This is a genomic window from Chachezhania sediminis, assembly GCF_009765275.1.
In the GTDB taxonomy this organism is placed as follows: Bacteria; Pseudomonadota; Alphaproteobacteria; order Rhodobacterales; family Rhodobacteraceae; genus Chachezhania; species Chachezhania sediminis.
Map to the genome: position 1 here is coordinate 214514 of NZ_VOPH01000001.1, position 25479 is coordinate 239992.

General features: G+C 66.3%; 22 protein-coding genes and 1 pseudogene. 8 read left to right on the forward strand and 15 right to left on the reverse strand.

The genetic code is table 11. From position 1 onward, the window contains the following. Positions 1-32 precede the first annotated feature (32 nt). Positions 33-1052, reverse strand: coding sequence for an AraC family transcriptional regulator (locus tag FQK05_RS01010; protein ID WP_233270311.1), 1020 nt, complete (start codon positions 1050-1052; stop codon positions 33-35). A 664-nt stretch (positions 1053-1716) separates the two neighbouring features. On the opposite strand from FQK05_RS01010, the gene FQK05_RS01015 reads away from it, so the two are divergent. Together FQK05_RS01015 and FQK05_RS01020 are read left to right on the forward strand one after the other, a co-directional pair. Continuing rightward, the gene (locus FQK05_RS01015; RefSeq protein WP_158963718.1) at positions 1717-2244 is read left to right on the forward strand and encodes a DUF1003 domain-containing protein; all 528 of its coding nucleotides are present in this window, start codon (positions 1717-1719) and stop codon (positions 2242-2244) included. Between the two features lie 214 nt (positions 2245-2458). Then, positions 2459-2900: pseudogene (locus FQK05_RS01020) on the forward strand (transposase); the annotation flags it as partial. A gap of 241 nt (positions 2901-3141) precedes the next feature. Here FQK05_RS01020 and FQK05_RS26335 read toward each other — a convergent pair. From FQK05_RS26335 to FQK05_RS01040, 4 genes are all read right to left on the reverse strand, one after another. Continuing rightward, positions 3142-4221, reverse strand: coding sequence for a calcium-binding protein (locus tag FQK05_RS26335; protein ID WP_158963720.1), 1080 nt, complete (start codon positions 4219-4221; stop codon positions 3142-3144). Between the two features lie 382 nt (positions 4222-4603). Beyond that, a complete protein-coding gene (locus FQK05_RS01030; RefSeq protein WP_158963722.1) occupies positions 4604-6085 on the reverse strand; it encodes a tripartite tricarboxylate transporter permease in 1482 nt (493 codons plus the stop codon). A 9-nt stretch (positions 6086-6094) separates the two neighbouring features. Next, positions 6095-6556, reverse strand: a complete 462-nt coding sequence (locus tag FQK05_RS01035; RefSeq protein ID WP_233270312.1) for a tripartite tricarboxylate transporter TctB family protein — start codon at positions 6554-6556, stop codon at positions 6095-6097. A gap of 1 nt (position 6557) precedes the next feature. Beyond that, positions 6558-7490 carry a tripartite tricarboxylate transporter substrate binding protein gene (locus tag FQK05_RS01040; RefSeq protein ID WP_158963725.1) on the reverse strand — a complete coding sequence of 311 codons (933 nt, stop codon included), beginning with the start codon at positions 7488-7490 and terminating at the stop codon, positions 6558-6560. Positions 7491-8098: 608 nt separating this feature from the next. Here FQK05_RS01040 and FQK05_RS01045 point away from each other — a divergent pair. Next, a complete protein-coding gene (locus tag FQK05_RS01045; protein ID WP_158963727.1) occupies positions 8099-8710 on the forward strand; it encodes a helix-turn-helix domain-containing protein in 612 nt (203 codons plus the stop codon). An 81-nt stretch (positions 8711-8791) separates the two neighbouring features. Next, entirely contained in the window at positions 8792-9589 is a 798-nt protein-coding gene (locus FQK05_RS01050) for a phosphodiesterase (RefSeq protein ID WP_158963729.1), read from the forward strand. 3 nt (positions 9590-9592) lie between these two features. On the opposite strand, the gene FQK05_RS01055 is transcribed toward FQK05_RS01050, so the two are convergent. After that, the gene (locus FQK05_RS01055) at positions 9593-11230 is read right to left on the reverse strand and encodes a sulfatase-like hydrolase/transferase (RefSeq protein ID WP_158963731.1); all 1638 of its coding nucleotides are present in this window, start codon (positions 11228-11230) and stop codon (positions 9593-9595) included. 191 nt (positions 11231-11421) lie between these two features. Here FQK05_RS01055 and FQK05_RS01060 point away from each other — a divergent pair, with 191 nt between their 5' ends. After that, a complete protein-coding gene (locus FQK05_RS01060; RefSeq protein WP_158963733.1) occupies positions 11422-12783 on the forward strand; it encodes a calcium-binding protein in 1362 nt (453 codons plus the stop codon). A 41-nt stretch (positions 12784-12824) separates the two neighbouring features. Here FQK05_RS01060 and purU read toward each other — a convergent pair whose 3' ends face one another. The 5 genes from purU to FQK05_RS01085 all read right to left on the reverse strand — a co-directional run bounded on the left by purU (position 12825) and on the right by FQK05_RS01085 (position 17899). Continuing rightward, entirely contained in the window at positions 12825-13709 is an 885-nt protein-coding gene (gene purU / locus FQK05_RS01065) for a formyltetrahydrofolate deformylase (protein ID WP_158963735.1), read from the reverse strand. 168 nt (positions 13710-13877) lie between these two features. Then, the gene (locus FQK05_RS01070) at positions 13878-14894 is read right to left on the reverse strand and encodes a pyridoxal-phosphate dependent enzyme (RefSeq protein ID WP_158963737.1); all 1017 of its coding nucleotides are present in this window, start codon (positions 14892-14894) and stop codon (positions 13878-13880) included. 93 nt (positions 14895-14987) lie between these two features. After that, the gene (locus tag FQK05_RS01075; RefSeq protein ID WP_158963739.1) at positions 14988-15473 is read right to left on the reverse strand and encodes a cytochrome b; all 486 of its coding nucleotides are present in this window, start codon (positions 15471-15473) and stop codon (positions 14988-14990) included. A gap of 88 nt (positions 15474-15561) precedes the next feature. Continuing rightward, positions 15562-16311 carry a MipA/OmpV family protein gene (locus FQK05_RS01080; protein WP_158963741.1) on the reverse strand — a complete coding sequence of 250 codons (750 nt, stop codon included), beginning with the start codon at positions 16309-16311 and terminating at the stop codon, positions 15562-15564. Between the two features lie 343 nt (positions 16312-16654). After that, positions 16655-17899 (reverse strand): lytic murein transglycosylase, encoded by a 1245-nt coding sequence (locus tag FQK05_RS01085; protein ID WP_233270365.1) that lies wholly within the window; start codon positions 17897-17899, stop codon positions 16655-16657. Positions 17900-18018: 119 nt separating this feature from the next. Here FQK05_RS01085 and FQK05_RS01090 point away from each other — a divergent pair, with 119 nt between their 5' ends. Then, positions 18019-18699, forward strand: coding sequence for a M48 family metalloprotease (locus FQK05_RS01090; RefSeq protein ID WP_158963745.1), 681 nt, complete (start codon positions 18019-18021; stop codon positions 18697-18699). A 2-nt stretch (positions 18700-18701) separates the two neighbouring features. Here FQK05_RS01090 and FQK05_RS01095 read toward each other — a convergent pair whose 3' ends face one another. Genes FQK05_RS01095 through glnE form a run of 4 tightly spaced genes read right to left on the reverse strand, consistent with a single transcriptional unit; the run spans position 18702 to position 23622 of the window. After that, complete coding sequence (locus FQK05_RS01095; protein ID WP_158963747.1) at positions 18702-19253, reverse strand: RSP_2648 family PIN domain-containing protein; 552 nt, start codon at positions 19251-19253, stop codon at positions 18702-18704. Then, complete coding sequence (locus FQK05_RS01100; protein ID WP_158963749.1) at positions 19253-20497, reverse strand: RSP_2647 family RNA methyltransferase; 1245 nt, start codon at positions 20495-20497, stop codon at positions 19253-19255. The genes FQK05_RS01095 and FQK05_RS01100 overlap by 1 nt, the downstream gene beginning before the upstream one ends. A gap of 42 nt (positions 20498-20539) precedes the next feature. Continuing rightward, a complete protein-coding gene (locus tag FQK05_RS01105) occupies positions 20540-20824 on the reverse strand; it encodes a hypothetical protein (RefSeq protein ID WP_158963751.1) in 285 nt (94 codons plus the stop codon). Further along, on the reverse strand, positions 20821-23622 hold the full coding sequence (glnE, locus tag FQK05_RS01110; RefSeq protein ID WP_158963753.1) for a bifunctional [glutamate--ammonia ligase]-adenylyl-L-tyrosine phosphorylase/[glutamate--ammonia-ligase] adenylyltransferase: 2802 nt from the start codon (positions 23620-23622) through the stop codon (positions 20821-20823). The genes FQK05_RS01105 and glnE overlap by 4 nt, the downstream gene beginning before the upstream one ends. Positions 23623-23798: 176 nt before the next feature. On the opposite strand from glnE, the gene FQK05_RS01115 reads away from it, so the two are divergent. Both FQK05_RS01115 and FQK05_RS01120 read left to right on the forward strand, forming a co-directional pair. After that, complete coding sequence (locus tag FQK05_RS01115; protein WP_158963755.1) at positions 23799-24269, forward strand: YbaK/EbsC family protein; 471 nt, start codon at positions 23799-23801, stop codon at positions 24267-24269. A gap of 265 nt (positions 24270-24534) precedes the next feature. Then, positions 24535-25479, forward strand: coding sequence for a class I SAM-dependent DNA methyltransferase (locus FQK05_RS01120; RefSeq protein ID WP_158963757.1), 945 nt, complete (start codon positions 24535-24537; stop codon positions 25477-25479).

Consider the following 25479-nt stretch of genomic DNA (forward strand, 5'->3'; position numbering starts at 1 on the left):
TCGGCACAGTCTGTCCGAAATCGGAAGCGGATTTAAGCGCCGCCAAATGCCCCGGTGCAGCGGGCCCGCGTCTGCGACGGCGTTTCGCCGAACCGTTTTCGATATCGGCCGGCCAGTGCCCCGAAGTTGGAAAACCCCCAGTCCGCCGCGATCCCGGTGACGGTCTGGTCGTTCGGCCGCGTTTCAAGATCGGTCCGAAACCCTTCCAGCCGCCGCGCGATCAGGAACGCGCGTGGCGGGGTTCCCCGGAACTTCTGGAATCCGCCGGACAGGGTGCGGGCCGATACGCCGACCCTCTGCGCGATGTCGCCTATGGTCGGCGCCTCTCTCGCCTCGGCCTCCATGATCTCTTCGGCCGCACGCACATAGCCGGGCGCCGCGCTGCGTGCACCGGTTTCAAGGCTGAAACCCGCGGCTGCCGCCCATTGGCGCAGCAGTTCGACGCAAAGCAGCTCCTCGATATGTCGCGACAGAAGGTCGTCCGCTGCGATGGTCCCGTCCCGGGTCAGGGCACGCGTCGCATAATCCAAAAGCGCAAGCCAGGCCGAGTTGGGTCCACCGATTTTCACCCGGCTTGTCCACAACCGGTCGTCCGGCACGAACCCGAACCACCGTTCCGCCGTATCGGCCACCAGCTGGTGCGAAATCGTCAGGTTCAGCTGCAAGTGGTCGGGATCCCCCGTGAGCCAGTAGTCGGCCCGCGAACAGTCCACGACGTAACTCTCACCCGCGCCAGTCCCAACGGACCCACCATCGGCCGAATGATCCAGAGCGCCCCGCAACGTGGTCAGGACAAGGATCTTTCCCGCATCCGGATCGAACCGGTCCAGATGAATGCCGGTGCCATAGGAAAACCGGGTCATGGTAATTCCCCCGGCCGGGGCCGGGATCATCGTGGCATCCGGGCACGCCAGCCTGTCCAGCGGACGCACACGGAACGGCATGTAGTTCGACCGGCAGAATTCCTCGACCTCGTCCCAGTCGGCCGACCATGTCTTGCGGCCGTGCCGGATCGGTGCCCCAAGCGCATCGAGAACAAGCGCATGTTCCAACAAGACCCCGCTCCTCCCCCTGGCTTCCGACGGGGATCTTAGCACCATCCGGTCCGGTGTGAAGCGACCCGTTTTCCCCGAGCGGGCAGACCCGGGAAAGCCGCTCTTCTGTCGTTCTGTCATGTGCATCGGCCTGATGACAATCCGATGCGGCAGCCATTTATGCGTTTCCCACCAAGAGTTGGAAGACGTCAGGCAACCCGGCGATCCGAATTCCGATGACATCGGCCCCCGGGCGCAGGAAAGCACCGCTCCGCAAGGGCCTGTGGCCCATCGCGTGGCCGGGGTGAGCGATCGACGAGGAGCAGGCGACACGGACTTCGAAGTTCAAGGCAGGGAGCTCCAGCCATGTGGACGTGGGCACCGCACCGGGCCATTTGCGGGCAAATCGCAATTCCCATTATCTGACCAGCCTTGCGGGCAAGCATGTCACGATCTCGGTTCAGGCAGATGGCTTCGCCGCCGCTCAGGGAACCGTGGAGAAGGACCCGGGCGGTATCGAAACCGCGGACCGATCATCTGGGCATTGAAGAAGAAGCCGTCGTCCAACAAAATAGCGACGCGGCCGATGATATTTGCGGCTCGCAGAAGAGAGGCGCGGACGCCGATCTGATCGGCTTCGCGACCCGACCACACCAGATCCCAGAAGACGGAGGGCTCATGCATGACGGATGAAACTGGCGAACACCCTTATCACGTGAGAGCTGGTCGGCATTTCAATTGGCCGACGCACCACGCCTCTTCAGTCTTCGGCGATGGTTGGTTCGGAAAACGCGCCGAAACTTTTGCGCGCTTCTTCGGAACTCCTGTCTTCCTCATTGCGCAAACTGCCATCGTCGGCGCATGGATACTCATCAACATTGGGGGATGGACCAAGTTCGATCCTTATCCCTTCATCCTTTTGAACCTCATGTTCAGCCTGCAGGCCGCCTATGCTGCTCCGCTCATCCTTCTGGCCCAGACACGCCAGGCGGATCGGGACAAGCTGGACGCAGCTGCCGATGCACAGCACCGCGAGGATTTGGCTGCCGCAACAGAGCAGCGCCAGATCATTGCCGCGCAGCAGGCAGCCCACCTTGTCGAGCTGATGAAACAGAATACCGAATTGACCCAACTTACCCGTGACCTCAGCGAGCGCATCGAAAAGATGACGAGCGAGATGCACGGAAAGGTTATCTCCGGCAGGGTGTAACGTACTTGCCGCCCCGAAAGCCCGAACCGCCCGTCACCAGATAGCGCCTGCGGACACGCGCGCCCGCGGCTGCCTCGCCCTGCGCGTACACCGGGCGTTCCTCAGTTCCTGACGTCGTTACCTGCAGCTTGCCTTGTCGACCTGGGCGCCCATACCCGCCAGCCAATCCCCCTCTCGGGACCTTGCTTCGCAAGGCCCTGCCGGGCAAGGCACGGCGCGGGGCTTCATCTACCTTGCTGCCGTGGTCGACTGGGCCACGCGCCGCATCTTGGCCTGGCGGGTATCGATTACGCTGGACGCCGGCTTTTGCATCGAGGCCTTGGCCCGGCACGGTCAGCCCGAAATCTTCAAAAGCGATCAGGGCAGTCAGTTCACATCTACCGACTTCGTCAAGGTTCTGGCTTCGCGCCAGATCAAGATCAGCATGGATGGGAACGGAGCGTGGCGCGACAACGTCTTCGTCGAGCGCCTGTGCCGGAGCATCAAGTACGAGGAAGTCTACCTGCGAGCCTATGCCAGTGTATCCGAAGCCCGCGCTGGGATCGGGCGTTACATCGGCTTCTACAAAGGGCGCCGCCCCCATTCATAGCTTGACGGCAGGGACGCCCGATCAAGCCTACTTCAACCCACTACTGCCCAATCTGGCAGCGGCGTAACCGAGGCGGAAAACCACTTAGAAGACGCTCGGAAACTGTTCAGACAAACCGAACCGCCTCACGGGTGCACTGATGGACTGCTACGACGAAGCGATGCCGATAGCTGCGCGCCAGGACATATCGCGTGAACGTGCCCGGACAGCTCTCCAGGCCGAATTGTAAGAACCCGCCCCCGGCAGTTGCGCCGGGCACGGGTCCAGTCATTCGGGGGGTACGGCCCTTGTTTGGGCCGACCCTGCGATCAGAAGATGAAATCGTTCGCCGACAGGTCGTCCAGGCTGGTATGCAGCAGGACGATGACGTTTTCTCCGTCGCCGTCCACGTCATAGATCACGCGGCCGTTCTTCTCGGTCGCGGCATCCATGAACGCATCGAAGCTGGTCGCCTCTCCCGCGAAATCAGAGAAGTCCAGTTTGTCCTTCCCGCCGAAGTCGGTGATCGTGGTCTTCTTGAAGTCTTCCGAGAAGACGAAGGTATCGGCGCCCTTGCCGCCCGTCACCTTGTTCCTGCCGGCGCCGGCATCGATCGTGTCCTTGCTGCCGCCGCCATCGATGGTGTCGTTGCCGTTGCCGCCGAAGATCGTGTCGGGACCCTTGCCGCCAAAAATGGTGTCCTTGCCATTCCCGCCGTAGATCGTGTCGTGGCCCTTGCCACCGTAAATGGTGTCCTTGCCGTTCCCGCCGTACAGCGTGTCGTGGCCGTTCCCGCCATAGATGGTGTCCTTGCCGTTTTCGCCATAAAGCATGTCGTGGCCGGCACCGCCCTTCAGCGCGTCGCCGCCGTCGCCACCATGCAACGTGTCGCCGCCGCCCTTGCCCACCAGCACATCGGAATAGGAGGTGCCGGTGAACGTGTCGTCGCCGCCGGCGCCATAGAAGGCCACATCGCCCGGGATCAGCAGGTCGATCATGGCGTCGATTTCGGCATCCGTAGCTTTGCCCATGTCCAGCAAGCCATAGATCAGTTCGACCGCCGCGTCGCCGTCCAGTTCCGGCGACAGTTCGACCTTGTAGTCCAGGTTGGCCAGCGAAAGGTTGGTGCCGTCCTCGGTCGCCGTCAGGCCCGAGCCGAAGTCGACAGAGGTGACCTGACCGTTCAGCGTGTGGCTGGTCATGTCGTAGACGATATTGTCGCGCATCACGAAGCCCAGCGATTCCAGGTCCGGCGTCTCGGTGATTGCGGTTTCGGAGGATCCGTAATCGCCCATGATCCCATTCGAGAACATGCCGCGGCCCGACGGATCGAATGCGTCGTTGAAGCTTTGAAGATAGGCGACGAAGTTGGTGCTGCTGTTGTTGCCTGTGGTGATCGTGGTGGTCATGACGTCTCCTGTCGTGCCTTGCCCGCCCGGGTCGGCATTTGCCAAGGACAGCCGCCGACAGCGGTTCCGCCGGGCGCCTGTGCTGGAATTGAAATGTCGGCTGGGGTCGTGGAACGGCCAAGGATCCGTCGCGTTGGCGCCCCTTCCGACCGCATGTCGGCGCGGGGCAACCGCCTAGCTGCGTGCTTGCTAGAAAATCCGATTGAAACTGTCAAGAATTTCGGAGGCGGAAGTCCCGCCTGTCACGCAAGAATGTTGCGCCCGACCTTCCACCTTTCCGGAAGAAGGGCCCGCGCATCGACGAGATGCCCACGGCCCAGGCACCACCGTCGCAGGGTGCGCGGTGTCCACGCACCGCAGCCCAACCGGCCCGGGCCTGGGCCTATCGCCGCCGCGCCATCCACACGGCCAGCACCACCGACAGCGCCAGCAGGATCAGCGCCACGGGATGCTGCACCAGATTCTTCGGATCGCCGTTCAGGATCGACAGCGACTGGGACAAGGCCGTCTCGAACCGGCGGCCCAGGAAGAAGGCGATCAGCAGGACCACGACGGGGATCCCTGCCCCGGTCAGGACCAGCGATACCGCGGCCGAAATGAACATGACCGCGACGCCGAAAAGCCCGCCGGAAGACAGGTAGACGCCCGCGATGCAGAAGATCAGCGCGCCCGGAAAGATCAGCGAGGCCGGCGCCTTCACCGCCGTCGTCCAGGCCCGCAAGGACAGGTGCCCCACCAGAAGGTTGCAGAGGTTGGCCATCAGCATCGCACCGAACAGGCCATAGATCAGCTCTCCCTGGGTGCGGAACAGCAGGGGCCCCGGCTGGATCCCGTGAATCACGAAGGCCGAAATCAGCAGCGCCGCGGACACCGACCCCGGAATGCCGATCCCCAGCAGCGGGATCAGGTTCGCCCCCATCACGGCGGAATTCGCGCTTTCAGTCGCGGCGATGCCCTTCAGGTTGCCCTGCCCATAGGGCACCCCGCCCGGATCGGTGCGCTTGGTTGCGGCATAGCTCATGAAGGCCGCGGCGGTCGACCCGATGCCAGGCAACGCGCCAAGGGCTGTCCCGATCAGCGCGCCGCGCGCCATGGCGCCGCGGCAGGACCAGTATTCGGCCCAGCTGACGGTCTTGGCCGCGCGCGTGTCGATCTGCGGCGTCGCGGCCGGCATCGGCGGGCCGCCCGCGGTCGCGATGCGGCGCACGATTTCCGCCACGGCCAGCATGCCCACGGCCACGGCCACCAGGTCCAGCCCGTCGTAAAGCTGGAAATACCCAAAGTCGAACCGGGGCGAAAACTGCTCGGGATCCAGCCGGATCGTCGACATCAGCAGGCCCAGGAAGGCGGCCACAAGCCCCTTCAGCAGGGAATCCCCCACCAGCCCGGCGATGACGGCGAAGGCCAGGATCATGACGGCGCAGATCTCGACCGGGCCAAGCTTCAGGGCCAGCACCGCGATAGGGGCCGAGGCCACGATCAGAACGAGGTCGGAAAACGTGTCCCCCGTGACCGAGGCATAAAGCGCCATCTTCGCGGCCTTGCGCGGCTTGCCGCTGGCGGCCAGCGGATAACCGTCAAAGGCGGTGGCAGCCGCGTCGGGCGTGCCGGGCGTGTTGATCAGCACCGCCGGGATCGCCCCACCGAAGAGGCCGCCCTTGTTGATGCCGACAAGGAAGGAGATTGCGACCAGCGGGCTGAGCGAGAAGGTGAAGGGAATGGCGATGGCCATAGCCATCACGGGGCCGATGCCCGGGATCGCGCCCACGAACTGGCCGATGGCCACGCCCATGATGACGAAGGCCAGGTTCAGAACAGTGAAGGCATCGGCAAAGCCGGCTAGGATGGTTTCTATCGGGGGCATGGATCGGTCTCAGGGAAGGGCGCGGCCCAGAAGAGGTTCGACCACCAGCCAGATCGCCAGCGGCAGGGCCAGGGTGGCGATGGCCAGCCAGAACAGGCGGCGTTCGCCAAGGCCAAGCGCCAGGATCAGCGCCAGCACGGGGGCCACGATCAGGAACCCCCAGTAGCCCATGGCCCAGACGGCCAGACTGCACAGCGCTAGGACACCGGCGCCGCGCAGCACCTCTCGGGGGTCGGACCGGCCCATTTGGCCGCCGGGGAACAGGACCAGCAGCGCGCCGCAGATGCCGATGCCGCCGGCACAGATGAGGGGCAGCGTCTGGGGCCGCATGAAGCCCTGGTCGTAGAATTCGATCTGCGCGGGGATCAACCCGAACCAGAGAAGACCTGCAAGGCACAGCACCGCCAGCCCGACCAGACGGCCGGCTGCGGGCGACAGCGAAGCGGCGGCCGGATCGCGGCCGCCGTCCATCTCACTTGCCGAAGAGCGTTTTGACATTCGCAAGGCCCGCTTCCATCATTGCCCTAGTTTCGGCCGGGCCCTTGAAGACCGGTTCGGTGTGCATCGTGTTTTCGATCGCGGTCTTCACCGTGTCGCTGTCAAGCGCTGCCTTCAGCGCGTCGCCGATCGCGGTCTGCGCCTCTTCCGGCAGACCCTTGGGCGCGGCGATATAGTACCACGGATCGACATAGACGCCGAAACCCGCCTCTTCGACCGTTGGCGTGTCGGGGGAATAGCTGGGCCGGGTTTCGTTGGCACCGGCGATCATCTTCAACTCGCCCGTCTCCAGATAGGGAATGTGCGACCCGGCGTTGAAGGCCGCGGTCACGTGACCGCCCAGCAGGTTCTGCACCGCCTCGGCCGAGCTTTCCATGGACACCAGCCGCATGTCGGCGCCGGACTGTGCATTGACCACGTCGACCAGCAATTTTTGTGGCGGCGCGTCAAAGCCGATGGTGGCCCCGCCGTTGGCCTTGGAAAACTCGATCAGCCCTGCCAGGTCGTCGAAGGGGGCGTCGGCCGGGGCCACGATGGCCAGTTCGGCCAGCGCCACGGTGCCGATATAGGTGAAGCTGTCCAGCGTGAACGGCACCTCGTCCGGGCGGATGGTCAGGTTGACCAGCACCGGCATCGTGACGCCCATGCCCAGGAACTGGCCCGTGGGCGGCATCTTGTTCAGTTGCGTGAACATGGCCATACCGCCGCCGCCCGGCTTGTTGTCGACGACGATGTTCCAGCCGGTGCTCTGCTTCATTTCCTCGGCCACCAGGCGGCCCAGCGTGTCCGTCTCTCCCCCGGCGCCGAATCCGATGTAGAGGTTGATCGGGCCCTTGGGTGACCAATCGGCCAGGGCAGGGGCTGCGGTCAGCGCCAGGGCGGCAAGCCCGGCAAGCAGTCGTTTCATGTCAGTTCTCCCTGTTTCACTCTGTTCATCTGCACCCGGCCGGGCGCCGGCCGCGCCGCGGGAAGGTCGGGATCGGCGGGCCGTCCCAAGATCTGCCCCGCCGCAATCCACGCCGGCACCGGGGGTCGTCTGTACGCCGTAACCGCCCTGCCCGACCAGCCCGAAGACCTCGGGCACGGCGAGATTTACGCCCGTGACCTGCGCCCGGTCAGCCACAAAGTGGCGCAGGCCCGCCCGGCCGGACCGGAACCGGCGGACGCCGCCCCGGAAAACGACCACGACCCGGCCCGCGACATTGGCACGTCGACCCAGCGCGGCAGGCCAGTGAAGCACGACAGGGTCGGTTTCGCCAGGCGCCGGATCGGGCCGTTCCGATCATACTGCGCCAGGATCGCGGCGGCACTTCCGTCCCGACCGCCGCACGCCGCATCGCACAGGCCCGTGCCGCGACGTTGTACAGGCCAGCAATTTTGCCCCCGACTTTTCCCCCGCCAGCGACGATTTCGCAAGACTCGCTCATGCCTGGCAGGCTACGGCACTTTTCCAATCGGAAAAAGAGCTTATATTGGGCCCCCAGGAAGGGGCCGGCGACCGGCCCGGAGGCCAAGATGACGACACCGGCAAAGACCCTGACCGAAAGCCGCGCCGCGCTGGCCAGACGTGCGAAGGACCTGCGGCACAGAAAGGGCCTGACCCTTCAGGACGTGGCCGACCGGTCGAAACTGGCGGTGTCGACAGTCTCAAAGATCGAACGCGGCCTGATCTCTCCGACCTACGACCGATTCTCGATGCTGGCCGAAGGGCTGGAGGTCGATGTCAGCGAACTTTTCGCCGAGGCGGGCAGCGCCTTTGCCCAGGGCGAACTGGCGGTCAGCCGGCCGGGCGACGAAGGCTATCTGGAGACTGAAAACTATACCTACGAGATGCTGTTCCCCCATGTCCGCGGCAAGACCATGGTGCCGATGCTTGGTACGCTGAAACCGCTGGAACAGATGCGTTTCGACCGGATGGTGCGCCATCCGGGACAGGAGTTTTTTCACGTCCTGGAAGGCCGCGTTCTGGTCCAGCTGGACGGGGCCGACGACGTGGTGCTGGAAGCCGGCGAAAGCCTCTATTTCGACAGCCGGCGGGGGCACCTTTATGCGTCGGCCACGGACGGGAACGCCCGGATCCTTGTCGTCTGCACAGAAATCGATCCTGCCCCCACCCGGAAAGACTGACCCGTCACGGCGGTAGGGGCTTTTCACCCGGCGCGGATCGGGATCTAGTCGCGGCGTTTCCGGTTTCGAAAGGGTCTGCCCGTGCTGATTGCCCACCTCTCCGATCCCCACCTGCGCGAGGCGGGGGTTCTGTATCAGGGACTTGTCGATTCGAACGCAATGTTCGACCGGGCGCTGGAGACGCTGGCGGCACTGGACCCCGCGCCCGACATCGTGATCATCGGCGGCGACCTGGTGGACGAAGGCCGTCCCGCGGAATATGCCAGCGTCATCAAAGCGTTGAGCCGGCTCCGCCAGCCCGTCTTCGCGATCCCCGGCAACCACGATGAACGCGTGGCCTTCCGGTCCGCCCTGGGCGATTTCGTCCCCGTGACCGACAGCGGCCCGCTGCACTTCGACACCGGGACCGAACGGCCGGTCCGCATCCTGGGCTGGGACATCACCGTGCCGGGCGACCATCACGGCCAGATCGACGAGGACGCTATAGCCTGGCTGGAAACCCGGCTGGCCGAAGCGCCGGACCAGCCGACCGCGATCCTGATGCACCAGCCGCCGGTGAACACGGGCATCCACTTCATCGATGCCTACCGCTGTTTCGGAGAGTCGCGCCTGGGCGCCCTTTTGCCGCTGTTTCCCAATGTGGAACGGATCCTGTGCGGCCATGTCCACAGGTCGATCCAGACGCGCTTTGCCGGCGTTCCGCTGACCATCGCGCCCAGCACCTCGTCCTCGATCGCGTTGCGCCTGGCCGAGGATGCGGAACCTGCGTCCTATGTCGAACCGCCGGCCTTCCTGCTGCACGACTGGCGCGGCCACGGGCCCATGGTCACCCATTGGGTGCCGGTAGGCCAGCACCGCGGACCCCTGCCCTATTTCTGACGCTCAGCCCGGCAGCGGCCCTGCCGGTCCACGATACTTGGACAACAGCTCGTCCGGCGTGCCTTCGTCTCCGTAAAGACCCAGCAGGATCCCCCGCCGCATGGCCCCGCCGCGACGCGCCAGGATCTGTGTGTCGGAAATGGCAGTCCGCTGCGACATCCGGCGCGCCCATTCGAACAGGCGGTCGTACATGGCCTCGATCTCCTGCGCATGATCGGGACTGTCGCCCAGGTCGACCAGTTCGTCCGGATCGTTCACAAGATCGAAGAGCATGGGCCGGAACCCGCCTTCGGCGTGCATCAGTTTCCATTCCTTCGTGGCGACCATGAACAGCCGGCAATCCTTCGGCGGCAGGCCCATGGCAACGCCCGCGCCATGGCCGGAATAGTCGTATTCGCTGACGACGTAATCCCGCCGCTCCGGGCTTTCCCCACGCAGGCACGGCAGCAGAGAATGCCCCTCCAGAATATGGCCTGCAGGCGCGCCACCGGCCCATTCGACGAAGCTGGGGGCCAGATCGATGGCTTCGACCGGTGCGTCGCAGACGGTGCCGCGGGTGGCGTCGGCCTCGGCCCGGGGGTCGACGACGATCATGGGGATCCGGGCGGAAGCGTCGTGGAACAGGTCCTTTTCGCCCAGCCAGTGGTCGCCCAGATAATCGCCATGGTCCGAGGTCAGGACCAGAACGGTGTCCTTGTCGCGCCCCGTCTCCTCCAACCAGTCCAGAAGCCGGCCCAGCTGGTCGTCGCATTGCGCGATCAGGCCCATATAGGCGGGTATCACGGCCTGGCGCACCTCTTCCCGGCTGAAGCCGCGGCCGATCTGGCCCTGCATGAAAGCCTTGTAGACCGGGTGCGGGTCCTGCCGTTCGCAGTCGGATTTCACCGCCGGAACGATGTCGTCGGTCCCGTACATGTCGTGGTACGGCGCCGGCACGATATAGGGCCAGTGCGGCTTGATATAGGACAGGTGGCACAGCCAGGGTGCATCCCCCTGCGCCTCGATGAACTTCATCGCTTCGGACGTCAGCCAAGGGGTTTCGCTGTCCTCTTCCCGGATATGCGCCGGATAGACCGCGTTCTGCATCAGGAATCCGGACGCGATTTCCCCGTCCACGTCGGCCGCATTGGCATTGTCGTGCCAGGGGTTTTCGGACGCGTACCCCTTCGACTTCAGGTATTCGTTATAGGGTGAGCGGCGCTGGTCATAGAACCCGGCCGGCCCCTCCGCCCACAAGCCGTCGTCCCGCGCCCAGACGTCGAAGCCGCATTCTGCCAGACGCGCGCCGATGATCCCGTCGCGGGCGATACCCAGACGTTCCATGCCGGGAAGGTCCGCCTCCATATGCGTCTTGCCGACCAGCCAGGTGCCCATGCCCAGCGGGCGCAGGTGATCGCCCAGGGTCATCTCTCCGACCTTCAGGGGATAGCCGTTCCAACTGGCCCCGTGGGACGACACGTAGCGCCCGGTATAGAAGCTCATCCTGCTGGCACCGCAGACGGGCGACTGGCAATAGGCGCGGCTGAAACGGACGCCCCTGGCCGCCAGCCGGTCCATGTTGGGTGTTCTGATGGTCGGGTGACCGGCGCAGGATAGGTAGTCGGCGCGCAGCTGGTCGTACATGATGAAGAGTATGTTCATGGGTCCAGTTACGGCCAGCCTGCGCGCTTGGGCAAGACGCGATTGGCCATCCGCCTCCCGGGCCGGGCAAGGCCCGGGCCCGCCACTCCGGACTTGCCGCAAGGTCAAACGGATGCTCTCATGACCCCGGGGGGCCAACGGACACGGCATGCGGACACCTTGGAGAGGATGCCGCAACGGAGGAGCGTACCATGGCCACAGTCAAGCTGAAGGCAAGTTTCGATGGCGTCACCGACGTGGCGCGGCTGGACGGGCAATCGGCCGTGGGCTGGGACGACCGGTCCATGGGCCATTACAGCGTGTGGGAGACGGACCCGACCGCCGCGCTGGTGGCCGACGTCACCTTCAAGGACGGCGGCTGGTCCATCAAGACCATGCACTTTGGCGGTGCAGGGCTGGACAACCTGACCCGGATCCGCGACGCCGACGCGAAACCGAACCGCAAGATCGACTACCTGGACCTGGGCTACAACTCGGACGTCGTGCTGAAGGCGACCCGGGTTCTGAACCTTTACGGCGGCGATGGCGATGCCCATGTCGTGAGCCTGGCCGAAAGCCTGATCGAGTCCGTCTATTCCATCGTCCTCTTCGCCGCCCGGAACACGGTGACGACCGGCGGTGGCTGGGTGTCCAACGTCTTTACCGGGTCCCGGAATGGCGATGGCGATACGATCATCGTGGGATCGGGCGGGGTGAATTCGATCCTGACCGGACAGGGCGATGACAAGGTCGTCGTCAATGCGGGCGGCCCTACCGGGCTGATCACCACCGGCGACGGGCATGACAGAGTCACGGTCGGTAACGGCTATGTCGGGCAGATCGACACCGGCAAGGGCAAGGATACGGTCAAGACCGGCGCACAATGGGTGGAATCCGTCCTGACCGGCGACGGTAAGGATCACGTCACCCTGGGCAGCGCCGGCGTCACGCGCGTGGGCACCGGGGGCGACCGGGACGTCGTTGTCACCGGCACCGGTGGTGCGGGCTACATCACCCTGGACGCGGGCAACGACCTACTGAAGGTGGCGCCAACCGTCGGTGGGCGGGGCGTTAGGGCCCAGGGCAGCGACGGGACGGACACCATCAATTTCACCCTGATCAGGTCTACCGGCGTCGACATCTCGCTGGAGCGGGTCGGCACATGGCAGCTGCTGGGACAGGGCGACGATCATGTCGGCGCAGTGTCCATCGGCCAGTTCGAGAACACCGTGGGCACGAGGCGCAGCGACACGCTGACCGGCGATGACGGGGACAACACACTGACCGGCAAGGGCGGCCGTGACGTGCTGACCGGCAAGGGCGGCGACGACCTGCTGATCGGGAACGGCGGGCGTGATGTCTTCGTCTTCGGACCGCACGGCGGCAACGATGCCATCAGGGGGTTCAAGGACGGCAAGGACCGGATCAAGATCGTCGGCACTGGCGAGAGTTTCGCAAGCCTGACCATCGAAAAGGACGCCGGCGACCTGTTGATCGACTACGATGGCGGTACGATCACACTTTTGGGCGACGCCGCAACGACGCTGACCGCGTCCGATTTCATCTTCGCCTGAAGGGGTGCGGACCCGGTCCTGCCCCGGATCCGCGATATGCCTTAACCGACGCGGTTCGACACGTAGCTGCCGGGCGATGCCGGGAAGACCACAGTCTTTTCACCGTTCAGGAACACGCGGCGATGGATATGGGCGTGGACCGCGCGGTGCAGCACCTGGGTTTCAACGTCACGCCCCAGCGAAACGTAGTCTTCCGCGCTTTGGGCATGGGTCACGCGGACCGTATCCTGTTCGATGATCGGGCCTTCGTCCAGATCGGCGGTGACATAGTGTGCCGTGGCCCCGATCAGCTTCACCCCCCGCTTGAAGGCCTGGCGATAGGGGTTCGCCCCCTTGAAGGACGGCAGGAAGGAATGGTGAATGTTGATGATCCGGCCCGACATCTTCTTGCACAGCTCGTCCGACAGGATCTGCATGTAGCGGGCCAGTACGACCAGATCGGCGCCGGTATCCTCCACCACATCCATCATCCGCTTCTCGGCCTCGGGCTTGTTCTCCGGGGTGACCTTGATGCAGTGGAACGGGATGTCGTGATTGACCACCAGTTTCTGGAAATCCATGTGATTGGAAATCACCGCCACGATGTCGATGGGCAGCGCACCGATCCGCCAGCGATACAGGATGTCGTTCAGGCAGTGGCCGAAGCGGCTGACCATGATGACCGTCTTCATCTTCTCGGCCTCGTCATGGATGGCGTATTCCATGCCGAAGGGACCGGCCAGCGGTGCGAAATCGCGATCGATCTCTTCCGGCGGCACGTCGTTTTCGGACACGAAGCTGATGCGCATGAAGAACTTGCCCGTCTCGATATCGTCGAACTGCGAGGCGTCGATGATGTTGCAGCCCTTGTCGGCGAGATAGGTCGACACGGCGGCCACGATTCCGCGCGTCGAGGGGCAGGCCACGGTCAGGCAGTATTTGGTCATGAAGGTGAGTCCTTGGCGCATGTCGGCATTTGCGCCTTTATCTGGGCGTCGCGGACCCAAGGATATCCAGTAGGCGGCTATTGGCGGCAGCAAATGTCGCTTCCAAGCCATTTTCGTTGCCGGCGGTGTCGGATCGGATCGTGATTCCACGCATCGGCTCCATCTGTGTCAGCCTGCGTCGACCGCGCCTTCGCTGACGATGACCAGCGGACGGGCGTCGTCGGGCAGGTCCCCGGCCAGCGCCGCTGCCACCCCGGCCACGCCCGACGGCGTGCTGGCCAGCCCAGCCGATGCCAGTTTCGCCGCCGTCGCTTCCGCCACCGCGTCCGAGACGGTGACGAATTCGTCCGCCGTCCGCGTCAGGATGTCGAAGGCCAGCATCGACGGCACCTTGCAGTCAAGTCTGCCCATGGAAGATACCGGCCCTTCTACCTCGACCACCTTGCCCGCCCGATGGCTGGCGCCCAGGCAGGGCGCGGCCTCGGGCTCCACCACCACGATCCGCGGCTGGACGGGCCAGGACGCGCGAATCCGGTCGGCAACCGCGGCGGCCAGCCCGCCGACACCGGCCTGAAGGAAGACATGGGTGGGCCATTCGCCGCCTTCGAATTCCGCCGCCAGTTCCGAGGCAATGACGGTATAGCCTTCCATCACCAGAAGCGGCGGACGTGTGTAGCCGGGCCAGGATCCGTCGGCCAGGTGGATGGCACCCGTGCTCTCGGCGTCCTCAATCGCGGCGGCGACGCTTTCCTCGTAGATGGCCCCCCGCCGGGCGACTTCTGCCCCCCTTGCGCGCAGGCGGTCGGCGAAGGCCTCGGGCACCGGGTCCGCCAGGATCACCCGCGCCTTCGCCCCGAAGAGCCGCGCCCCCGCCGCCACCGCCATGCCGTGATTGCCCGCCGAGGCACAGACAAAGGTCAGATCCCCCGCCCTGGCGCGCAGGGCGTCAATGAAAGCCATATCGGGCGTGACCTTGACCCCCGTCGCCTCGGCTGCCAGCCGGGCCACGGCATAAACGCCGCCAAGCGCCTTGAACGCGCCCAGCCCCATCCGCCGTGTTTCGTCCTTGACGCTCAGCACGCGGCCCGCCAGCGCCATGTCGACCAGCGGCGACGGCCGGTAGACCGGGCAGGCCCGGATCAGCGAAAGCGGCAGATCCGGATCGAAGGCAGACGTGTAGGTCATGGGGCGGTTCTCCTCCGGGCTCTGCCCCCTTCATGCCATCCGCCCGGTGCAAATGGAAAGGGCCGGTCGCCCGGCCCCCATTTTCAGCTGCCGTCAGCGCATCCGCGCCAGCAGGTTCGTCTTCCACCAGAACTGGTGCACCGCCACGGCCGCGACATGCAGGATCACCAGCGCCAGCAGGGCATTCGTCAGAACTTCGTGCACTTCGGCCACGTTGCCCACCTTGCCGAACCAAGCGATCAGGCCGGTCACCGGCAGGACCAGCATCAGCAGGTAGATCGCGGCATGCGCCAGTTTAGACACTTTGCGCAGCGCCTCCGGCTCGGCCTCGGGCGCCGCAGGCGCCCCATGACGGGCCCGCAGGACCAGGCGCCAGAGCGCGAAGACCAGCACGGCCAGGCCGATGGCGATATGGGCGATGACGGTGGTGGTATAGGTCGCGACACCATCCATCAGTTGGTGGAACGGGCGGCCCATCCCGTCGAAAACGAAAAACTGGAAGCCCAGCAACACGACGACGGCCCAGTGCAGGGCCTTCTGCACTGGCGTGAAGGCGGCGGATTTTTTGGAAAGGCCCATGGCGAAACTCCTGGCTTGGTCCTGGTTCCCTGATACGCCCATTGCCCGCCGGATCCGTCGCGGAACCGCTGCGTCAGGCTGTCACGGTCTAGAACAGGATGCCTGCACCGACCCCGAACAGCACCTGGTCCCGCGCGCCGCGCATGCTGACGATCGGGCTGTCCTGCGCGTCGCCCAGGATCCGGTCGTAGAGGACGCCGGCCCCGACAAAGAACTTCTCGGACAGGGGCTGGATGAAAACCGCCGACAATCGCACGTCCCGCAGCCCCGCGCCCGCCTGATAGGCCGGCAGGCCCGTCGTCGCCGACCCCTGCGGCGTGACCGAGAAATAGGTGTCCATATAGTTTCCCGACCCATAGGTCGTGGCCACCGACAGCCCCACGGCGGAATAGCGGAACACCGGCAGCCAGCGGTTCACGGACAGACCCACGGTATAGCCGTCATGGACCCCGCCCACGTCATAGGTGATGTTGCCGCCGATCCGCAGCCGGTCGCGCACGTCTTCGCTGGGCCGGTAGACCCGGGCCAGGAAAACGCCCAGTTCGGTCGTGTCGTCGATTTCCGGCAGGCCGTTGACCACCTCGTCGATCACGTCGTCCCGTCCGAAGCGATAGACCAGCGCCGGCCCCGCCCGCCAGTGCGGATGGTCCAGGACGTTCGCGCTCAGGTAATTGCCGACCAGGTCGACATAGCGCCGCCCCCAGCTCAGATGCACGCCCGGCGCCGCCCCGGCCTTATAATCCGAGGACCCGAAATAGTCCGGCGTGGCCCCGACGCCGATGCCCGCGAAGTTCGGCGCATAGCCCGGCGCGATCACCAGCGGAGAGGTCTGGGCCATTGCCGCCACCGGAAAACTGCCCGCAACAGCCACGGCCAACCTGCCGAAAAGGTTCCGAATACCCACCGCCGACCTACTCCGCTACAGTACAATTCCTGGCCCCGGACGCTGACGCCCCGGATGCCGGCTACCATGTGGCACGGTGCAACCTCCGCGGTCCAGACCTCCGCGGCCGAAAGTCGCGAAACCTTGCCCGGCGCACACCCGATCCATCCTTCCTGGGCCCCGGATCGCCGGTTCCGCACATCCGCGCGCGCACAACTTCTTTGGTCTTCAAATACCTCGGGGGGAGTCCGCCTCAAAAGGCGGACGGGGGGCAGCGCCCCCCTGCCCGATCAACCGATCAAAGCCGCCGCAGAAGATCCAGCGACGGATCCCCGTTAACCGGCAGCCCGTTGACCCGCTGGAAGTCTTCGATCGCCGACACGGTCTTCTTGCCGATCACCCCGTCTGGCGTCCCGGCATCGAAACCCTTGGCATTCAGCCCCGCCTGCAAAGCCTTCCGGTCGTCGATCGACAGGCCGTACTGATCGTCCGGGAACTCTGTCCTCAGCTTCGATCCGCCCTTCAGCCGGTCCGACAGGTGCCCTACGCCGATGACATAGTTCACGGCGTTGTTGTAGCGTGCCAGCACCTCGAAGTTCCGGAACACCAGGAAAGCCGGCCCGCTGGGTCCTTGCGGGATCAGAAGCGATGCGGACCCGTAATCCGGCACCGCCCCGCCACCTGCCAGCCGCACGCCCAAAGACGCCCAGGACGCAACGCTGCGGTTCTTGCCGCGCCCCGCCAGCCCGGTGTTGAAACCGCCGGGCAGCGCCACCTCGACACCCCAGGGCTGACCCGTGCGCCAGCCCGCCTTGGCCAGGTAATTCGCGGTGGACGCCAGCGCATCGGCCGGATTGCTGTCCCAGATGTCGCGCCGCCCGTCGCCGGTGAAGTCCACTGCATAAGCCAGGTAGGAGGTCGGGATGAACTGGGTATGGCCCATGGCACCCGCCCAGCTGCCCTTCATCTTGGCGGGGGTCGTGTCGCCCGCCTGCAGGATCTTCAGCGCGCCCATCAGCTGGCTTTCGAAGAACTCGCCCCGCCGCCCGTCATAGGCCAGCGTCGACAGGGCGGAAATCACGGGGGCGGACCCCATGCGCGTGCCGTACTGGCTTTCCACGCCCCAGATCGCCGCCACGACCGCCTTGTCAACGCCATAGCGCGCCTGGATCGCGTCCAGCGTCCGGCTTTCCCGGCCCATGGCCTGGCGGCCCATCGCCACGCGCTGGTCGTTGGCGGTGATGGCCAGGTAATCCTCCAGCGTGCGGGAAAATTCGGCCTGGTTCCGGTCGCGCTCGATCACGCCGGGAAGGTAGCCCGCGCTGCGCAGCGCCGGGTCCAGCGTCGCCGCGTTGATCCCCCGGGCCGAAGCGCGGGCGCGGAACCCCTGCAGCCAGGCGTCATAGCCGCTGTTGGGCACCGCCTGCCACGCAGGTTCTGCCACCGGGGCCGGACCCCCGCCGCCCACGCCGCAGGCCGAAAGACCTGCCGTTGTCATCAGCGCCGCCATCCCGGCCAGCGCCCGTCGTCTGTCAATCTGAATGCTCATGCCTCGTCCCGTTCTGCGACAGGGTTTTTGTTGCCCCGACCCTACAGCCATTCGCGTTCCGGTGGAAGCATTGCCCGCTTGCCGTGGTCCATCTGCCGACCCATATCTTGCACATGCTGAAGCTGACCCCGATCCTTCTCGCCGTGCTTTACGGTCTGGCCTACTACCGCTTCTCGGTCTGGCGCACCCATCGCGAGCTTGACCAGCGGTCTACCCCGCTGGCCGATCCACGCCTGAAGGTGCTGACCGACCGGCTGGCGCGCGCGCTGGACCTGGACCGGATCCCGGTTCACATCTACGAGATCGAGCCGGTCAACGGCCTGGCCGCCCCCGACGGGCGGATCTTCCTGACCCGTGGATTCTACGAGAAATACCGCACCGGTGCGGTGACGGGCGAAGAGATGGCCAGCGTCATCGCGCACGAGCTGGGTCATGTCGCCCTAGGCCATTCGCGCCGGCGGATGATCGACTTTTCCGGGCAGAACGCGATCCGCACGGCGCTGATGATGGTGCTGGGCCGGCTGATCCCGGGGGTTGGCATCATGGTCGCCACCCTTCTGACCTCGCTTCTGTCTGCGCGCCTGTCACGCGGCGACGAATACGAGGCCGACGCCTATGCCGCGGCCCTGCTGACCAAGGCCGGGATCGGTATCGAGCATCAAAAGTCGCTGTTTCGCAAACTGGACGGGCTGACCGCCAACATGGGTGGCGCGCCGGCCTGGCTGCTGAGCCACCCGAAGACCGACGAACGCATTGCGGCGCTGGACGCGCTTGAAGCCCGCTGGCAGGCCTAGGGTCAGGCCCCTGGACCCGTCAGGGCCTTGCCAAAGCGCGGCAGGCGCGCCTTCTTCATCAGCGCGCGCATCTCCCACGACCGGCCGGACAGGCGGTTGGCCTCGTCCAGAACGGCCCGGGCCGCCTGCCGCATCTCGTCAGGATATTGGCCGAAGGCATCCAGCAGCAGCGCATCGGGATCGATCCGCAGCAGGCCTTCCTCTGCCAGGATGTTGCGGGGGAAATCCTTGGCATTGACCGTGACGATCCCATCGGCCGAACCAGTGACCGCCACCGCCAGAACGTGAAGATCCGCAGGGTCCGGCAGCCACAGCCGCGCCTCCAGCCCCGGGGCCGGTGCGATCAGCGCACCGGGCCAGTTGGCCCGCAGCAGGGCGATTTCGCCCTCGGCCTGCATCGTGCCGGTGGGTCCGTGCTTGGCCGCGGCGCGGACCCATTCGCCCAGGATCCGGTCGGACCAAAGCGGCACGAAGGAGCCCGCGCGCGCGGCCCCCAGCAACAGGCCTCGCATCGCGGTCGGGAACAGGACGCAGGTATCCAGGACCAGCCGCATCAGGGCAGCCGGTAGAAGACCGCTTTCAGGTACCCTGTCTCTGCCAGTTGCGGCAGCTGCGGGTGGTCGGCCCCGGCAAAGCCGGTATGGATCATCTGCGCCGTCCGTCCCGCCCGGCCCAAGCCCCGGGCCGAGGCCTGCCGGAACGCTGTCAGGTCTACCGCATGGGAACAGGAACACAGGCCCAGGTAACCGCCCGGCTTGACCAGCGGCGCGGCCAGCCGCGCCACGCGTTCATAGGCCCGAAGGCCCGCCTCGAGCGCCTGCTTCGACGGCGCGAAGGCCGGCGGATCGCAGATCACCAGGTCGAACTGCAGCCCGTCTTCGTAAAGCTGGTTCATCGCCTCGAACGCATCGCCGGTGCGCGTCGCAAAGCGATCCGCCACGCCAGAGGCCTGCGCGCCCTCTTCCGCCAGGCTGAGGGCGGCGGCAGAGCCGTCGACCGCCAGCGCCCGGTCCGCGCCTGCGGCCAGTGCCGCAAGGGCGAAACCGCCGACATGCGAGAAGACGTCCAGCACCTTGGCCCCGCGCGCCAGGCGCGCGGCAAAGGCATGGTTCGGACGCTGGTCATAGAACAGGCCCGTCTTCTGGCCGCCGGTCAGGTCGGCCATGTATGTGGCACCGTTCATCGGCACCTTGACCGGCCATTCCGGCGCCGAGCCGGCCAGGACCGTGCTGACATCGTCCAGACCTTCCAGCTTGCGGGTCCGGCCGGATGCGTTCTTCAGCACGTTGGTGCAGCCCGTCACCTCGATCAGCGCGCGGGTCAGCGGCTCCAGCAGGCGGTCGGCCCAGGCGGCATTCGGCTGGATCACGGCGGTGTCGCCGAAGCGGTCGACGATGACGCCGGGCAGGCCGTCGGCCTCGGCATGGACCAGGCGGTAGAACGGCGCCTCGTAAAGCCGGGTGCGCAGCGATTGCGCCAGCGCCAGGCGGTCGGCAAACCAGGCCACGCCGATCTGAGCCAGGGGATCGCGGTCCAGCATCCGGCAGGCGATCCGCGACTGGGTGTTGACGGACACCAGGCCCAGCGGCTCGCGCCCTGCATCCTCCAGCACCGCAAGGGTGCCGGGGGCCAGGTTCTTGGTCCGCCGGTCGATCACCAGTTCGTTGTCGAAGGCCCAGGGGCTGCCATGCCGGATCGCGCGGGCATTGGCCTTGGGCTTCAGACGCACCACGGGACGGCTGGTCCCATTGGTCGTCACGGCATCGTCGGCCGCGCTGTCGGAAAAATCGTCGCTCATGCGCGCGCTCCTACTAGGATCGGCGGGGGTGCGAAAGGAAAACTATTCCGGGTGCCGCGCACGATAGCCGCCGCGCCGCTTCGCCTTTTCCGCCGTTTCCGTACCGGCGCGCAGCACGCCCGTCATCGGATGGTCCGGTGCCTGACGGTCGTAATGCGCCAGCAACTGCGCCGACGCGTGCTGCATCGGCACATCGTCCTTCAGGCTAAGCGCCCAGTCGAGGAAGATGGTCCGGCATTCCGGTTCGGTGATGCCATCGATCCGGTAGGCCTCGGCGATCAGGCGCCGCGGGTCCAAATCTTCGATGCTGTCTTCGGTCTCGCTCATGCGGGTGCCCCTTCGCCGACGATGGCCTCGATGGCGTCGGCTACTGCGTCATACCGGTCTTGCAGCGCCTGTTCCAGTTCCTCCATCGACTCGAAGCCGGTGCTGCGGGTCAGGAAGGCGGCCCCGCCTTCGCCCAATTCGTCTGCGGTCAGCGGCACATCGGAAATCAGGCGCATCGCCATGCGCACCGCCCAGAACAGGTTGAAGCTGACCGTCAGCCTTTCACGGGTGGCGGTGGGCATCCAGCCCGCGGCCTCGGCCGCGCGCAGTCCCGCGGGCACGTCGCGGTCGGGCAGGCCCGCCAGCAGCGTCCCGGCCTGGGCGATCAGTTCGATATCCTGCAGGCGGCCCGGCCCGGTCTTCAGGTCCAGAAGTCCCCCCGGCCCCCGCGCCTGGGCGATCCGGGCGCGCATGTCGCGCACCTCGTCCAGGACGGTCCTGACCTCGCGTTTGCGGGACAGGATCCGGGTCCGGAAGTCCTCGACATCGATGGCCAGTCCCGGATCGCCCGCGATCACCCGCGCACGGGTCAGGGCCAGGTGTTCCCAGGTCCAGGCATCGTTTTCCTGATAGTGGCGGAAGCTGGGCCAGCTGGTCGCCACGGGCCCCTGGCTGCCCGACGGACGCAACCGCATGTCGACCTCGTAAAGGCGCCCGCGCGCCATCGGTGCCGTCAGCGCGGTGATCAGCGCCTGGGTCCAGCGGGCGTAGTAAGTCCGCGGCGCCAGGGGCTTCGGCCCGTCCGAGCTGTCCGCCTCGGCCGGGTCGTAGACGACGATCAGGTCCAGGTCCGAGGTCGAGGCCAGCTGCCGCGCGCCCAGGGACCCCATGCCCAGAATCGCCGCCCCGCGCCCCGGCGGCGGCCCGTGCCGGATGGCGAACTGGTCGGTCACCACCGGCACCAGCGCCCGGATCGTGGCATCGGCCAGGTCGGCATATTGTTCACCGGCCGTATTCGCGTCGATCAGCCCCCGCAGGAAATGCACGCCAACCCGGAAGCGCCATTCCCGCGACCAGCCGCGTACCGCGTCCAGCTGGGCTTCGTAATCGGCCTCGCGCAACAGCATGTCCTGCAGGCCCGCCACCAGCCGGTCGCAGCCCGGCCAGTCGCTGAAGAAGTCGCCACCGATCACCCCGTCGAAAACGGCAGAGTTGTTCGCCAGATACCCCGCCAGCGCCGGCGAGGTGCCGACGATGTCGACCAGCAGATCGATCAGCTGGGGATTGGCTTCGAACATGGAAAAGATCTGAACGCCCGCGGGCAGCCCGGCCAGAAAACGGTCCAGGGCGATCAGCGCCTCTTCCTTCTTGGCGGTGCGGGACAGGCGGGTCAGCAGGTCGGGCTTGATCCGTTCGAAAATCCGCACGGCACGTTCGGTGCGGAAGGCCGGATAGGTGCTCCACCTCCGCAGGATTTCCTCGTCGAATTCGAAATCGGGCAGTTCGGCGGCCGCCGGGGGCACGAGGTCGGGGGCAAAGAAATCTTCGGTCAGCCCGTGCACCTCTGTCAGGCGGTGGTGCAGGTCTTTGACCAGCGCCGGCACGTCGGTGCCCATCAGGCAGGCGATACGCTCGATCTCCTCGGGGGACTTGGGCATGGTGTGGGTCTGGGCGTCGTGGACCATCTGGATGCGGTGTTCGACGTCGCGCAGTGCACGATAGTGGATGCCCAGGCGGCCGGCCGTCTCGATCGGGATCCAGCCCTTGGACGCCAGCGCCCGCAGAGCCGGAACCGTGGCCCGGATCCGCAGTTCGGGATCGCGGCCGCCGGCGATCAGCTGGCCGGTCTGGGTGAAAAACTCGATCTCGCGGATGCCGCCGCGGCCCAGCTTGATGTCGTGCCCCGGGATAGAGATCGGCCCGTGCGAACGCTTCGATTCCCGGATCCGCTGCAGCATGCGGTGCGCGTCCTCGATCGCGGCGAAGTCCAGATGTCGACGCCAGATGAAGGGGCGGATGTTTTCCAGGAACCGGTCCCCGGCCGCCAGGTCCCCCGCCGCCGGGCGCGCCTTGACATAGGCGGCCCGTTCCCAGCCGCGGCCCAGGCTTTCATAATACTGTTCGGCCGCCGCGAAGGACAGGCAGACCGGGGTGACCGAGGGATCGGGCCGCAGGCGCAGGTCCGTCCGGAAGACATATCCGTCCGACGTCCGGTCCGACAGCATCGCGCTGACCGAACGGGTGATGCGGACCATGGCCTGCCGCGCCTCCTGGAAATCGTCGGGGTCGTACCGGGTTTCGTCGAAAAGCGAGATCAGGTCGATATCCGAGGAATAGTTCAGTTCATGCGCGCCCATCTTGCCCATTGCCAGCATGACCAGGCCCGCGCCGGTGGCGACGTCGTCGACGGTCTGGCCCGGCAGCTTGCCGCGGCGGACCAGTTCTCCCACCTGGGCGCGGATCGCGACCGTCAGGGCCAGGTCGGCGAAGTCGGTCAGCGTGCCGGTCACCGTTTCCAGCGACCAGGCGCCGGAGAGATCGGCCATCGCCGTCAGCAGCGCCACCCGCCGCTTGGCCTGCCGCAACCCCTTCGGCACCACATCGGGCGCCAGTTCGTGCAAGTCGGCCGACATGCGCTGCAGTGCCGCGGCCGTATCCTCGGCCGCCTCGACGAACCAGGCGCCCTCCTTCTCGACCAGGCTTTTCAGAAAGCTGCTGGACCCGCCGGCACCGCGCACCAGTTCGGCCATGTCGCCCGACAGTTGCGGCACTGCGTTCGCGGCATCCTGACCAAGGTCGGCATCGAAGGCGCGGGGCAACCGGGTGATGCGATAGGCCAGGGTGTGGGTCTGCGGCATGGGTCGTCCATCCTGAGCAAGACCGGCATTCGCGTCACGCGAACGAACCGGCCGTTACGGGCGCACAGCTTGTGCGCATTCGAAAGCTTTTCGTCAACGCTTGTAGAATACCAATGGTTACGGGAAGACCAATGCCGGCTTGCCTTTGTCTTGTCCCGGCGCCATGGTCCGGCGCCATGAGCAAGAGCCTGAAACGCGTTCGTGCCGCGCTGGAAACTGCCGGCATCGACCCCGATATCCGCGAAACCGCGCTGGCGCGCACGGCGGCCGATGCCGCCGCGGCGCTGGATTGTGACGTAGACCAGATCGCCAAGTCGATCATCTTTGCCGGGAAGACCAGCGGACAGGCGATCCTGTTCCTGACCGCCGGCGCCCACAAGGTGGACCCCGAAGCGGCCGCCGCCCTTGCAGGCGAGCCGCTGGGCAAGGCCGACGCGGCACTGGTCCGGTCCCAGACAGGCTTTGCCATCGGCGGCGTCAGCCCGGTGGGCCACCTGACGCAGCCCCGCGCCTTCTTCGACCGGCGCCTGACGCAATATGACGTTGTCTGGGCCGCCGCCGGTACGCCGCATCACGTCTTCCCGGCCGAACCGAACAAGCTGGCCCAGATCGCGGGCGCGGAACTGGCCGACTTCTCGGTGCCCTAGGGCCATTCTTCGGGTCTGCCTTGACCGCAGGATCGACCCGGCCGCAGGCCGGGAAGCGACCGCCCCCGCCGTTTGACTAGGAGGTCGCGGCCCCCGGGTCGGCCGTCGCCCTTATCGCTTTGTCGACGGCCCTCCGGTCCCGGAAACAGCCTGTAGCGCCGACAGTCGACGCCCCCCCCGGGCGCTCTCCCTCTTGACCGGCGCCGCGGAAGGCGTACATGCGCCCGGCGGGCCCGGTGGCGGCCCGTCCTGCCCCGGGCCCCACATGATTCCCGTTTCGATGTCGTCCGGCGACCTGCTCGCCGACCGCCGTGCCGACTATGCCGAAGGGCTGTTGCCCGGCGATCCCGCGGCCGCCGCCGATCTGTATGCACAGGCGCTGGAACGTGCCCCCGATTGGGCCGCCGGCTGGTTCCGGCTGGGCGAGATCCGGGCCCAGGCCGCCCTGCCCGGCGCCGATACCGCATTCGAGGCCGCCTTGCAGGCCGATCCCGCCGACCGGCTGGGCGCAAGCCTTCAGCTGGACCTGCTGCGCGACCGCTCACTGACCGACACGATGCCGCCCGCCTTCGTCGAAACGCTTTTCGACCAATACGCCCCTGAATTCGAAACAGCCCTGGTCGACCGGCTGGACTATCGTGCGCCCGCGCTGCTGAAAGCCGGGCTGGTGGCGCCGCTTGGCCGGGTGCTGGACCTGGGCTGCGGCACCGGACTGATGGGGCACGACCTGCGGGACGGCGCCAGTTGGCTGGAAGGCTGGGACATATCGGCCGAGATGCTGCGGATCGCGGGCGACAAGGGCCTCTACGACCGCCTCGACAAACGCGACCTGACGGCGCTGGAGCCGCAGGCCGAAGCCTGGGACCTGATCACGGCGGCCGATGTCTTTGCCTATCTGGGGGCGCTGGAAAACATCGTGGGCTGGGTGGCGCGCGCCCTACGGCCCGGCGGGCGTTTCGCCTTCACCGTCGAAGGCCATGACGGGGCCCAGGCCTATGTGCTGCGGGACAGCCGTCGTTATGCCCATGCCCGCCCTTATCTGGAAGCGTTGATGGACCAGGCGGGATTCGACGCGAAGATCGGTCAGGACGTCCTGCGCCAGGACCGGGGTGCTCCGATCCGGGGGTTCATCGTCCACGCCGTGAAACGTGCAGCCCCCGGGGGACCGGCCGACCGCGACGGTACGCGGCGGGAACCGGCCCTCCTCTGA